Source organism: Micromonospora sp. NPDC047521, from assembly GCF_055587305.1.
The window spans coordinates 150441-163667 of sequence record NZ_JBVJGN010000001.1; the positions used below are offsets into that span (position 1 = coordinate 150441).

The window sequence follows — 13227 nt, forward strand, 5'->3', positions numbered from 1 at the left end:
CACGCCCTCAGGTCGGAGACCACATGCGGCGACGAGCGTCATACCTGTGGGTCATAAATATGACTCACAGGTATGACGCTTGCCGCATTGTCCGCCCGCCTAGCTCCGCTCGATGTCGTTGACGCAGCGCAGCACCGGCCGACTGGTCAGAGCCGCCTCGTCCAGTGACCCGCCCGCCCGCACGGCGAACGTCGCCGACTCGCCCGGCAGGAGGGTGACCAGGGCGCTGTCCACGGTGGCCGCGGGGTCGAGCCGGTCGGCGAACAGCGTCACGTCGCGCAGCACGGTTGTGGCGGTGACCCGCACCCGCTGCCCGCCGTCGAACGGTTCGACCGTCGCGTCCCACGCCGCCGCCGGCCAGTCCACATCCCGGTCCTCGGCGAAGAACCAGAGCGCCCGCTCGGCGCTCTCCCCCGCCTCGGCGACCAGCAGTTCCTGTCGGGCCTCGTCCGGCCGGGCCAGCTCCGCCGGCAGGGCCAGCGTCACCGCCGAGTACGCGGGGACGTCCAGCTCCATCGTCGTCTTCGCCCGCGGTTCGCCGGCGAGGGTCACCCGGGTCACCGAGGCCGAGGCACGCCAGGTGACGCCGCCGTCGTTGACCGCCACCAGGGCCAGCCCGCCGTCGCGGGGCTGCACGGTGAGGAGCCGATCGGCGTACGCGTGGCGCAGCGCGAACCACAGGGGTTTGCGGCGACCGTCGCCGTCGACCGCCGACCAGGAGGTCACCGGCCAGCAGTCGTTGAGCTGCCAGACGATGGTGCCCGCGCAGACGTCCCGGTGGGAGCGGAAGTGCTCCACCCCGAGCTGGATGGCCCGGGCCTGATTGAGCTGCGTGAGGTAGTGCCAGTCGTCGAAGTCCGCCGGAGCGGGCAGGTGCGCGTCGAGACCCCGCTGGAGCTTGGCGTCGCCACCTGCCGCCTTCTGGTGGTGGGCCATGCCCGGCGAGTCCGGGGCCAGGGGTTCGTCGCTCAGCGCCCGGCGCAACGTCGCGTACGCCGGTGGGCCCTGGTAGCCGAACTCGGCGACGAAGCGCGGCACGTACTCGCGGTATCGGGTGTAGTCATCGGTGTTCCACACGTCCCAGATGTGGGTGGTGCCGTGCGCCGGGTCGTTGGGGTGGAGCTCGTCGGTGCCGGACCAGGGGCTGCCCGGCCAGTACGGACGGGTCGGGTCCAATTCGCCGACGATGCGCGGCAGCACGTCGAGGTAGTAGCCCCGGCCCCAGGTACGCCCGGCCAGGGGCTCCTGCCACTCCCAGTCGTGCCAGCCCCAGATGTTCTCGTTGTTGCCGGTCCACAGCACCAGCGACGGGTGCGGCGCCAGCCTTGTCACCTGCTCGGCGGCCTCGGCGGCCACCTCGCTGCCGAACGGCTCCTCCTCCGGGTACGCGGCGCAGGCGAAGAGGAAGTCCTGCTGGACGAGCAGGCCGCGTTCGTCGGCGAGGTCGTAGAAGTCCTCCGACTCGTACCGGCCGCCGCCCCAGACACGCAGCAGGTTGACGTTGGCGTCGGCGGCCTGCTCGAACCGCCCGGCCAGCCGCTCGCGGGTGATCCGGGTGGGGAACACGTCGTCGGGGATCCAGTTGACGCCACGGACGAAGACCGGCACGTCGTTGACCGACAGCACGAACGGGGTGCCGTGCTCGTCGGGCGTGGTGTCCAGCCGGACCGAGCGGAAGCCGACAGGCTGGGACCAGGTGTCCACGGTGTCGCCGTCGGGCGCGTGCAGGGTCACCTCCAGCAGGTGGCGGGCCTGCTCGCCGTACCCCCTGGGCCACCACAGCGCGGGCTCGCGGACGGCGAGGGTCAGCACGGCCGTGCGCTGCCCGGCCGGGACGACCACGTCGGCGCCGACGCCGGCGACGGCGGCGCGGACGGTAAGCGGGACGTCGGCGACCCGCTCGACCTCGACGTGCAGCTCGACGCGGCCGTCGCGGCCGTCGACGGTGACAAGCGGGCGGACGCTGGCCAGCCGGGCCGTGGACCAGGCGTGCAGGCCGATGTCCTGCCAGATGCCGGCGGTGACGAGCGTGGGCCCCCAGTCCCAGCCGAAGTTGCAGGCCATCTTGCGGATGAACTGGAAGGGCTCCGGGTAGGCGTTGGGCCGGTCGCCGAGCCGGTCGCGCTGCGCCTCGGCATAGCGGTACGCGGAGTCGAACGAGACCGTCAGATCGTTGTCGCCGTCGCGCAGCAACGACCGGACGTCGAACCGGTAGCCGCGGTGCATGTTCTCGGTGCGGCCGACGGGCACCCCGTTGAGGGTGATCGTGGCGACGGTGTCCAGGCCGGCGCAGACCAGGTCGATGCGGTCGTCGTCGCCGGGCGTGTGCGTGAAGGTGGTGCGGTAGGTCCAGTCGGTGCGCCCGATCCAGGCAAGTGCCAGCTCGTTGTCGTCGAGGTACGGGTCGGGGATCAACCCGGCGTCGAGCAGGTCGGTGTGCACGCAACCGGGCACGGTCGCCGGCACGGCCCGCCCGGCGATCTCGGCCGGCACCTGTGCCCCAGGTGTGGCCCGCAGGGTCCAGCCGTCGTGGAGTGCCTGTCGGCTCAAGACTTCACCGCGCCTTCCATGATTCCGCGGACGATCTGGCGTCCACCGATGAACAGCATGACCAGCAGGGGGATCGTCGCCACGAACGCCCCGGCGAGCACCCGACGGTAGATCACGTAGTTGCCGCTGGCCAGGTCGGAGATGGCGACCATCGAGGTCGGGTAGTCGGTGCCACCGAGGGTTATCAGCGGCCACTGGAAGTCGTTCCAGGTCGCCACGAAGGTCAGCAGGCCGAGCACCGCGAGGGCCGGCCGGATCGACGGCAGGACGATGGACCGGTAGACCCGCATGGTGGTCGCCCCGTCCATCCGCGCCGACTCCACCAGCTCGTCGGGCACGGTGTTGAGGATGAACTGGCGCATGTAGAAGACGCCGAACGCGGTGACCAGGCCGGGCACGATCACCGCGAGCAGGGTGCCGTTCCAGCCCAGCTTGCCCATCACGATGTAGAGCGCCACGACGCCGAGCTGGTTGGGCACGGTGAGGGTGAGCACCACGAACAGCATCAGCCAGCGGCTGCCGGCGAAGCGCAGCTTGGCGAAGGCGAACCCGGCCAGTGAGCAGAAGAAGAGCATCGAGGCGGTCACCACTGTCGAGACGATGACGCTGTTGACGAGCGACGCGGCGAAGTAGACGTCCTGGAGGGAGAAGACCTCCTCCAGGTTGACCAGGAACCGGTCGCCGGGGACCACCGTCGGCGGGATCTGGGCCAGGGCCTCGTCGTTGCTCGTGGCGATGACGAACATCCAGTACAGCGGGAACGCCGCGAAGAGCATCGTGGTGGCGAGCAGCAGGTACGTCCCGATGCCGGCCGGGGTGTCCTGCGGCGCGCGGCCCATCAGCGCGGCCCGCCGGCGGGGCCTGGTGACCCGTGGTGCGGTGTCGACGGCGCTCACCTGGATCGCCCTCCGGAGAGTCGGTTGGTCAGCAGGGTGTTGATCCCCGCCACGACCAGGATGATCAGGAAGAGTGCCCAGCTCATCGCCGCGGCGTAGCCGAGGTTGAGGTCCTTCCAACCGACCTTGTAGATGAGTTGCGCGATGGTCTGCCACTCGCCGTTCGGTCCGCCGGTGGCGGCCTGGGCGTTGAGGTCGAACAGCATCGGCTCGATGAAGAGCTGGAACCCGCCGATGGTGGACAGGATGACCGTGAACACGATCACCGGCTGGATCATCGGCACGGTGATCCGCCACAGCTGACGCCACGGGCCGGCGCCGTCGACCGCGGCGGCCTCATAGACGTCACGCGGAATGGACTGCATGGCGGCCAGGTACAGCAGCGCGTTGTAGCCGATCCACTTCCAGTTGACCATGGTGGCGATGGCGATCCAGGAGTGCAGCTTGTCGGCCCGCCAGTTGATCGGCTCGTCACCGCCGACGCCGAACAGGCCGAGCACCCAGTTGGCCATGCCGAAGTCACGGGAGAAGAAGACGCTGAACACCATCGTCGAGGCGACGATCGGGGTGACGTACGGCAGCAGGACGCCGACCCGCCACCACGTCTGCGCCCGCAGCCGGCGATTGAGCAGGGACGCCACGATCAGCGCGAGCAGCAGTTGCGGCACCGAGGAGAGCAGGAAGATGCCGAACGTGTTGGAGAGCGCGTTCCAGAAGTCCTCGTCGCCGAAGAGCTGCCGGAAGTTGTCCAGCCCCGCCCAGCCGGCGGCGGCGGGGTCGTCCAGTCGGTAGGTGCGCAGCGCGATGACGCCGTTGAAGACCAACGGGAACAGGCCGAAGACCAGGAAGATCAGGAAGAAGGGCGCGATGAGCAGGTACGGCATGTAGCGCATGTCGAACCGGTACAGCCGGTCGCGCCAGCCGAGCCGGTGGTGGTGGTCCGGGTCGGCGCCGTGGCCGCGCTGCGGATCGGCGGTTCGGCGGCCCGGCGACGCGGGGGCGGCGCGGGTGGTGGACATCGGGACACTCCAGGGCCGAAGAGACGGGGGTACGGGCGGGCGTGGGGCGGCCCGGTGAACGGCCCGCCCCACGCCGAGGGCTCAGGAGGTGCTGGCCTTCTGCGCCTCCTTGACCGCCTCCGCCCAGGCGGCCTCCGGCTTGAGGGTCTTGTTCTGCACCCGGATCAGCACGTTCTCCACTGCCACGCGGGTCGGGCCGTTCTTCCTGCCCAGGTACTGCGGGGTGAGGCCCTGCGCCATCTTCGGGAAGATCTGCCCGACCGGCGCGTTGTTGAAGAACGGGTTCTTGAAGTCGGCGATGGCCGGGTCGCGGTAGAGGTCGGGCTGGGACGGCAGGTTGCCGACCTTGTTGAAGATCTCGATCTGCTGCTCCGGCTGGACCAGCCACTCCAACAGCTCGTACGCCTCGTCGACGTTCCTGCTCTGCTTGGGAATGGTCAGGAACGAGCCACCCCAGTTGCCGCCGCCACCGGGCACCGCCGCGATGTCCCACTTGCCCTGCGTGCCGGGGGCGGTGTCCTTGATGTGCCCGAGCATCCAGGCCGGGCAGGCGAGCACCGCGAAGGACCCGCTGGTGAAGCCCTTGTCCCAGTCGGCCTGGAAGCTGGCCAGGTTGGCGGAGAGGCCGGCCTGGATGGCCTTGATGGTGTAGTCGAAGGCGATCTTCGGCCCCTGCTCCATCTGGAGCTGGTCCTGGTCGTCGTAGAAGCCGACCGGCTGCTGACCGAGGATCGGGTTGAACAGGTTGCTGCCGGCGTCGATGAACTTCTTGTTGCTGGCTGCGGTGTACCGCTGCCCGACCTCGATGAACCTGTCCCAGGTGGGCCAGAGGGCGGAGACCTGGTCGGGGGCGGTGGGCAGACCGGCGGCCTTGAACAGGTCGGTGCGGTAGCACATGGCGAGGCCGCCGACGTCGGTGCCGAGGCCGATCTGGGTCTTACCGTCGGCGGAGAGCGACTGCTTCCACTTCCAGGGCAGGTACTTGCCCTCGAACGAGCCGGCGCCCTTGTCGAGCAGGTTGACGAACTTGTCTGACTGGCTCCGGAACTGCACCATGAAGCCCTCGTCGATGGCGGCGATGTCGGGTGCGCCGGAGCCGGCGACCAGCTTCTTCTGCAGGTCCTCGTGCTGGGCGTTGTACTCGCCGGAGTTCAGCTGGATCTTGACGTTCGGGTGGGCCGTCTCGTACTTCGTCTTGAGGTCCTGAAGGCCGAAGTCACCCCAGAAATTGATCTTCAGGGTGACCTGCCCGTCCCTGGTACCGGAATCCTGACCGCTCCGGCCGCTGCACGCGGCGACCAGGGCGAGGCCTACCGCCCCCACGGCGACCGTGCGGGCCCATCGGGTCCAGGACCGTTTCATGTCATCCTCCGCACATCTTCCCAGCGCCCCTTACATCGAGAGACGTTGACTGAACCGGATAAGTGAAGTCACCGTACGGTTCGACATCAGGAGTGTCAACGGCCCGTTAAATCTGCCGCCGATCGATGCGTGGATGGGCCCGTTTCAGCGCGAAAACGCGTGGTGGAAGGCCTTCCATCGCATGTGGGCTCACCGGCCGGCATTCCGTCGCGCGTCCCCCGCCGGTACGCTGAACCGGGCAAGCGGATCCCCTCGCGGGCCTGTTGCGCTAGGTTGAGGCCGCGGACACGGCCGACGGGCCCGGACCGGCCGCGGCAGTCACGACCCCGCCCGGGGCGGAGAGTGGAGGAGCACGCCGGTGAAGCGGCCGACCATCGCCGACGTCGCCCGACGCGCCGGAGTGTCCAAGGGCGCCGTGTCGTACGCGCTGAACGGGCAGCCCGGCGTCTCCGAGGCCACCCGGCAACGCATCCTGGCCATCGCCACCGAGATCGGGTTCAGCCCGAGCAGCGCGGCGCGCGCCCTCTCCGGGGCCACCGCCGAGGCGGTCGGGCTGGCCCTGTGCCGCCCCGCCCGCATACTCGGCATCGAGCCCTTCTTCATGGAGCTGATCAGCGGCGTCGAGGCGGAACTCTCCGCCCACTCGTACGCGCTGACCCTCCAGGTCGTGGCCGACCAGGACGCCGAGATCGCCGTCTACCGACGCTGGTGGGGCGAACGCCGGGTCGACGGTGTTCTCGTCTGCGACCTGCGCACCGACGACCGCCGCATCCCCGCCCTCGAACAGCTCCAACTTCCAGCCGTGGTGATCGGCGGCCCCGGCGGCACCGGCGACCTGGCCAGCGTCTGGTCCGACGACGCCGCCGCGCTCACCGAGGCCGTGGAGTACCTGGTCGCGCTCGGGCACCGCCGGATCGCCCGGGTCGGCGGCCTGCCCGACCTGCGACACACGCAGATCCGCACCGACGCCTTCACTGCGGTGTGCGGGCAGCTCGGCCTGGTCGACGCGGTGACCGTCTGGTCCGACTACTCAGGCGAGGAGGGTGGGCGGGCGACCCGCCGGCTGCTCAGCTCCGCCCAGCGGCCCACCGCTGTCATCTACGACAACGACGTCATGGCCATCGCCGGGCTGTCCGTCGCCCAGGAGATGGGGCTCACCGTGCCCGGTGACCTGTCCATCGTGGCCTGGGACGACTCGCCGCTCTGCCGGCTCGTGCACCCGCCGTTGACCGCACTGGGCCGGGACATCCCGGCGTACGGGGCGCACGCCGCCCGCCAGCTCCTCGCCGTCATCGCCGGGCAGCCCGCCAGCCGGGTGCAGGACGAGACACCGCACCTGACCCCGCGCGGCAGCACCGCACCGCCACGGGAGAGGTGAACCGGTTCACCACCCGGAGCGTCAGCGGGACGCCGACGGAAACTCCTCGAAGTACGCCTCGACCCGCTCGGCGGTCGCCGGACGGGCCAGCGCGAAGCCCTGCCCGTACCGGCAGCCGGCCCGCTGCGCGCCCTCGACCTGGGTGGGCGACTCCAACTCCTCGGCGACGATCTCCACCCCCAGCCGCTCGCCGACGTTCACCACCACGTCGATCAACGGCGGCTGCCCGTCCGGCCGTGAGCCCACCAGCTCCGGGCCCACCTTGAGCAGATCGATCGGCAGCCGGCGCAGCTGGGCCAGCGAGGCGTGTTCGGCCCGGAAATCGTCGAGCGCGGTACGCACGCCCAACGACCGCAGCCCCGCCAACCGGGCCACCACGGTCGACAGGTCGGCGGCGATCCTCGGCTCGGACACCTCGACCACCAGCCGCTCCGGCGACACCCCGTACGCGGCAAGAACGGCAGCGGCGCGCTGCACGAAGTCGGGTGTGGTCAGCTCCCGTGGGGTGACGTTCACCGCCATCCACAACTCCCGGACGCCTGCCGACCAGTGGGACAGCTGCCGGCAGGCCCGGTCCAGCACCCACCACTCCAGCTCACCTATCAGATCCAGGTCCTCCGCCACCGGCAGCAGCTCAGCGGGGAGCACCGTGCCGAGCACGGGACTACGCCAGCGCAGCAGCGCCTCCGCGCCCACCGGCTGCCGGTCGGCCAGGTCGAGCACCGGCTGGTAGACGAGGTCCAGTTCGCCGCGCGCCACCGCTCCGGGCAACTCGCGTTCCAGGTCGAGCCGGCGGACCAGCTGCTCCTCCAGGAACGCGTCGTACCACTCGACCCGGTCCCGACCCAGCTGCACGGCTCGCCGGCGGGCCAGCTCGGCCTGGCGGAGCACGTCCGCCGGCCCGGCGCCACCCACCTCGGCCAGCCCGATGCTCGCGCGTACCCGCACGGCCGACCCACCCAGCAGATAGGGCGGGCCGAGCGCGGTCAGCAGTCGGGTGCCCAGCGCGTACGCCAGCACCGGTCCTGCGGCGGTGACCACCGCGAACCCGGTGCCCGTGCAGCAGGTGACCAGGTCGCCGGGTGCCACTGTCGCGCGGGCCCGCGCGACCGCCTCGGCCAGCAGGTCCTCGCGGGCCGACGGGCCGAGCACGTCGCCTCCGTGCAGGTCCACAAGCAGCAGCGCGCCGGCCGGGGCGGGCACGTCGCCGATCGCGGCGAGGGCGTCCAGCAGGGCCGCCCGGTCTCCCGGGCCGTCGCCGGGCGGGACGGGGGGCCGGCCCTGCCCCACCCGGGCCACGCCGTCGTCCGACGGCCAGGCCGCGTCGAGACCTGCCGAGGCGCCGGAGCGCCCGGTCGCGCCGGACGCCTGATCGCCCGGCGACGGCTGCACCCCCGGCCAGCGTGACCCCGCCGCGCGGCGGTGCCGGACCCGGCGGCCGGTACGCCTACGGTGCGCGGCGCGCCGTTCCGGGGTGGCCGTGTCGCCGGCCCGCAGCAGCTCCCGCAGCACGAGCGGTGGCACCGCGGCCAGGGCCAGCAGCACGCTCGTGCGGTCCGGTGCCCGGCCGGCCCCCACGTGCAGGCCCGCCGCCAGCAGCACCACAGTCGCCGGGAGCACCGCCCGGGGCCACGCCGGGGCGGCCCGGTCCTCCGGCGGCTCCGCGCCTGCGGCGTCCACCGCGGCGGCCGCGCCGAGGGCGGTGAGCAGCATCCCGAGCACCAGCGGCGGCACGGCCAGCAGGGCCGTCCGACCGCTCACCCCGGGCGGCAGCGCCGCCAGCAGGGCCAGGCCGAGCAGCGTGAGCAGCACTCCACCCCGGCACACTGCCGCGGGTGAGTGCCGATCAGGTCCGGTGAACGCGCTGACCGCGGCCATCCCCAGCGCGCCCAGCACCAGCGCGGCGGCCAGCCGGCCCGGAACCGGCAGGTAGCCGCCGGGCAGCAGCAGCCAGCCGGCGAGGGCCAACCCGAGCGCCGGGCCGGCCGCCTCGACCAGCGACCGCAGCCGGACCCCGGACGGTGGTCGCCGCCACCCGGGGAGCCTGCGCAGCCCGGTCACCGACAGCACCGCCACGACCAGCGACCCGGCCAGCGCGGCGGTACGGTGCCCGTCGGCGACCAACGGCAGCACGGCGGCGGCGAGACCGGCCGCCACCACCGCCGCGTCGAGCCGTACGCCCGCCGCGCGCCCGGACGGCGATCCGGGACCGGCGGGATGCCTGATGGCCAGGCGGGAGAGCCGGACACCGGCGAGCGTGGCGCCCGCCCCACCGGCCAGAGCGATCACCACCGAGGTCGGCACCAGATCTGCGGCGCCGGCGAGGACGAGCAGCGCCACCGCCGTGGACACGGCGGCCTCCGGGAGCGCACGGCGGGGGACGTGGACACGGAACGGGTACGCGAGGAGCACGGCGGTCGCCTTCGTGAGGGGGCACGGGGGCGGTGCGGCGGTGGGGCGGTGCGGCGGCATCGGACGTTGCGGGTCCGCTGCCCACCAGTCGAGAACGACCAGAGGCCGAAAGAGTTACGCGTTGGTCATCGGACGGAAGCAATGACCTGTGTCACTGTACGGCGGACCGGGCTGCCCCGGCACCGCCCGCCGCGACCCGGATCCGCCGGGGGTGGGATCATCGCCTGGTGAGTAAGTCCGACATGGTCCGCTTCCGGCACAACCAAGCCATCCTGGTCGCCGCGGTGATCGCCTTCATCGGCGCGCTGCCCCTGGCGAACGCGCGGGGCTACCTGCTGCCGGTGCTGCTCGTCCCGCTCGGCGTCGCGGTGTGGGCCTGGCGGGCCGGCACCGACGCCGACGCCCGGGGGCTTCGCCTGCGCGCGCTTGTCGGGCAGCGTCGCATCGACTGGGACCAGGTCGTCGAGCTGGCCACCGACCCGCGCGGGCGGGCCGTCGCCCGGCTCGACGACGGCCAGCAGGTCACCCTGCCGGCGGTACGCGGTGTGGACCTGCCCCACCTGGTCTCGGCCACCGGGCAGACGTTTCCCGACGGGACGGCAGGGGCGCCCGGTCAGTAACCGTCGACCACCGTGTTGATCAGCGGTTGGCCGGCGGCGAACCTCCGCACCTGGTCACCCACCAGCCGGTAGGCGCGCGGCAGCAGCCCGCGTACCGACCCGGCCACGTGCGGGGTGAGCAGCACGTTGGGCATCGTCCACAGCGGCGAGTCGGCAGGTAGCGGCTCCGGGTCGGTGACGTCCAGCGCGGCCGAGATCCGACCCGTGCCCAGCTCGGCGACGAGCGCCTCGGTACGCGCCACCGGCCCCCGGGCCGCGTTGACAAGCAGCGCCCCGTCCGCCATCGCCGCCAGGAACTCCTTGTCGACAAGCCCACGGGTCTGCTCGGTGAGCGGCACCAGCACCACCACCACGTCCGCCTCGGGCAGCAGCCGGGGCAGCTCGTCGACGCCGTGCACCCCCTGCTCGGGGCGGGCGGTACGGGCGACAAGTGTGAAACTCACCTCGAACGGCGCGAGCCGGTCCCGCACCGCCGTACCTATCGAACCGGCCCCGACGATCAGCACCCGCTTACCGGTCAGCTCGTCGGTAGGGGTGCCCCCGTCGTACGCCCACCGGCGGTCGGCCTGCGCCCGGACGAACGCCGGGAACGCCCGCAGCTGAGCCAGGATCGCGGTGACTACCCACTCCGCCGTCGACGGGTCGTGCACCCCTCGGGCGTCGCAGAGCGTCACACCGTCAGGCGTCCGCCCCACCCACGCGTCCGCGCCGGCCGAGAGCAGCTGCACCACCGCCAGGTCGGGCAGCTCACGCACCAGCGCCGTCGAGTCCGTGCCGCCCAGGAACGGCGGCACCCAGAACCGCACCCCGGCCCCCGTCGAGGGCAGCCGGTCGGCGCGCTCCACGACCTCCACCGTCACGTCCGACGGCACCTCGCCGATGAGATCCAGACCGGCCTCGTGCGGAATCCATACCTTCACGTCCGCCGACGATAGCCGCCGGCGCGACGGGCCGCGCGGGCACGGCCGTGATCCGACCTCACGGCCGGTGGCGCGCGCCGCCGCGGCGGGCGAGACTCAGCACAGCGATGTTCGCCCACGCCCTCAACGAGGTATAACGGAGGGCCCGGAGGGCCGGTCGGCCTCCACCCCGCCAGACAGGTGCCCGATGACCGACGGCTCCCCCGCCAGCCCTCGCCGAACGCCCGGACCGCCCCCGGCGCTCGGCGATCCCGCACGGCTGCGCGCGCTCGCCGACACCGGGCTGGACGCCGTCCCTGACGAGGCGTTCGACCGCTTCGCCCGGCTGGTCAGCGACCTGCTGGACGTCCCGGTCGCGCTGGTGTCCCTGGTGTCCGCCGACAGGCAGTTCTTCCCGGGAGCGGTCGGCCTGCCCGAGCCCTGGTCGCAACGCCGGCAGACACCGCTGAGCCACTCGTTCTGCCAACACGTGGTGGACATCGAGGTGCCGATGGTGCTCCCGGACGCCCGGCTCTACCCCCGGGTACGCACCAACCTCGCCATCGAGGACCTCGGCGTGGTCGCGTACGCCGGGATGCCCCTGACCGACCTCGCCGGCCGGGTGCTCGGCTCGCTCTGCGCCATCGACAGCAAACCCCGCGCCTGGTCGGCGGCGCAGCTGCGGACACTTGCCGACCTGGCGGCCGCCTGCTCGTCGGAGCTGCGGCTGCGGATCGCGCTCGACGGCGCGCAGGAGGCCCGCCGGCGGGTCGTGCAGGCGCACGAACGGCTGGAGCTGCTGGCAGGTGTGAGCGAGACGCTTGCCGACACCCTGGACGTCGGTGTCGCGCTGCGTCGACTCGCCGACACAATGGTGCCGCTGCTGGCCGACTGGTGCCTGCTCACCCTGGTCGGGCCGACCGGTCAGCCCCGCGAGGTCGTCGCCGTGCACCGCGACCCGGAACGGACGGCCGACGTCGACCGCTTCGCCCAGCTGCTGCGTAGCGGCCTGAGCCAGGAGTCGGTCATCAGGGCGGTGCTGCGGACCGGTCAGCCCCGGCTCGGCAGCGTGGCGTCCCTGGCCGACGTGTCGCGCGGCACCACCGATCCGGAGATGGGCGCCATCGCCCAGCGGCTGGGCATCAGCTCGTTCCTGAGCGTTCCGGTGCGCGCGGCGGGCGGCACCGTGCTGGGCGCCATCACCCTCGTCAACGCGGCCGACGGTCAGCAGTTCGACGACCGCGACCTGCTCACGGCCATCGACATCGGCCGCCGCGCCGGGCAGGCCATCGGCAACAGCTCGATGTACGGCGAGCAGCGGCACGTCGCCGAGGTCCTGCAACACAGCATGCTGCCGCGGCTGCCCGCCGTGACCGAGCTGGAGCTGGCGGCCCGCTACCAGCCGGCGGCCGACCGGGTGGAGGTGGGCGGCGACTGGTACGACGCCTTCGTCCAGCCCGACGGGGATCTGATCGCGGCGATCGGGGACGTGGCCGGGCACGACATCGAGGCGGCGGCGACAATGGGCCAGCTGCGCAACCTGGTACGCGGCAACGCCTTCGGCCGGCCGGACGCGGTCGGGGAGCTGATGACCCACCTGGACGGCGCGATCCGGGGCCTGCGGCTGCCGATCGCGGCCACCGCCACGCTGGTCCGGATCTGCCCCCAGCGCGCCGGTGTGCACGAGCTGACCTGGTCGAACGCCGGGCACCCGCCGGCCCTGCTGGTGCGCGCCGACGGCACCGTCGAAGCTCTCGAGGCGACACCGGAACCGCTGCTCGGCCTGGCCCGGCCGTCGCGGCGGTCCAGCCACTCGGCCAGCCTGGCGACCGGCGACACGCTGCTGCTCTACACCGACGGGCTGATCGAGCGCCGGGACCGGTCGATCGACGACGGACTTGCCGAGCTGGTCAACCGGATCACCGGCACCGGCGGCGTGCCCCTGGACGAGCTGTGTGACCTGCTGCTCGCCTCGATCCAGCACCGGGAGGACGACACCGCGCTGCTCGCCGTACGGGCCCGGTGAGCGGTCCCGCCGGACACCGTGCCCATCTGTCGGCCCCGGCCGGGCCGCCGGGAGGGATACCCTGG

Annotated in this window: 9 protein-coding genes; 3 read left to right on the forward strand and 6 right to left on the reverse strand. The window is 72.4% G+C overall.

Translation table 11 applies throughout. From position 1 onward, the window contains the following. Positions 1-99 precede the first annotated feature (99 nt). From ACZ6N8_RS00720 to ACZ6N8_RS00735, 4 genes are all read right to left on the reverse strand, one after another. The gene (locus ACZ6N8_RS00720) at positions 100-2550 is read right to left on the reverse strand and encodes a glycoside hydrolase family 2 protein (protein ID WP_466006693.1); all 2451 of its coding nucleotides are present in this window, start codon (positions 2548-2550) and stop codon (positions 100-102) included. Next, a complete protein-coding gene (locus ACZ6N8_RS00725) occupies positions 2547-3389 on the reverse strand; it encodes a carbohydrate ABC transporter permease (protein WP_466007273.1) in 843 nt (280 codons plus the stop codon). The genes ACZ6N8_RS00720 and ACZ6N8_RS00725 overlap by 4 nt, the downstream gene beginning before the upstream one ends. A gap of 53 nt (positions 3390-3442) precedes the next feature. Further along, positions 3443-4465, reverse strand: coding sequence for a carbohydrate ABC transporter permease (locus ACZ6N8_RS00730; protein WP_466006695.1), 1023 nt, complete (start codon positions 4463-4465; stop codon positions 3443-3445). A gap of 81 nt (positions 4466-4546) precedes the next feature. Then, a complete protein-coding gene (locus ACZ6N8_RS00735) occupies positions 4547-5827 on the reverse strand; it encodes an ABC transporter substrate-binding protein (protein WP_466006697.1) in 1281 nt (426 codons plus the stop codon). Positions 5828-6185: 358 nt separating this feature from the next. Between ACZ6N8_RS00735 and ACZ6N8_RS00740 the strand changes: the two genes are divergently transcribed. Beyond that, positions 6186-7205, forward strand: coding sequence for a LacI family DNA-binding transcriptional regulator (locus ACZ6N8_RS00740; protein ID WP_466006699.1), 1020 nt, complete (start codon positions 6186-6188; stop codon positions 7203-7205). Between the two features lie 21 nt (positions 7206-7226). On the opposite strand, the gene ACZ6N8_RS00745 is transcribed toward ACZ6N8_RS00740, so the two are convergent. Beyond that, complete coding sequence (locus ACZ6N8_RS00745) at positions 7227-9677, reverse strand: EAL domain-containing protein (RefSeq protein WP_466006701.1); 2451 nt, start codon at positions 9675-9677, stop codon at positions 7227-7229. A gap of 167 nt (positions 9678-9844) precedes the next feature. On the opposite strand from ACZ6N8_RS00745, the gene ACZ6N8_RS00750 reads away from it, so the two are divergent. Then, positions 9845-10237: a PH domain-containing protein gene (locus tag ACZ6N8_RS00750; RefSeq protein WP_466006703.1), complete on the forward strand. Its 393-nt coding sequence runs from the start codon at positions 9845-9847 to the stop codon at positions 10235-10237. On the opposite strand, the gene ACZ6N8_RS00755 is transcribed toward ACZ6N8_RS00750, so the two are convergent. Further along, positions 10231-11157: a 2-hydroxyacid dehydrogenase gene (locus ACZ6N8_RS00755; RefSeq protein ID WP_466006705.1), complete on the reverse strand. Its 927-nt coding sequence runs from the start codon at positions 11155-11157 to the stop codon at positions 10231-10233. The two genes, ACZ6N8_RS00750 and ACZ6N8_RS00755, sit on opposite strands and share 7 nt — an antisense overlap. A 187-nt stretch (positions 11158-11344) precedes the next feature. On the opposite strand from ACZ6N8_RS00755, the gene ACZ6N8_RS00760 reads away from it, so the two are divergent. Continuing rightward, positions 11345-13162: a SpoIIE family protein phosphatase gene (locus tag ACZ6N8_RS00760; protein ID WP_466006707.1), complete on the forward strand. Its 1818-nt coding sequence runs from the start codon at positions 11345-11347 to the stop codon at positions 13160-13162. Positions 13163-13227 lie beyond the last annotated feature (65 nt).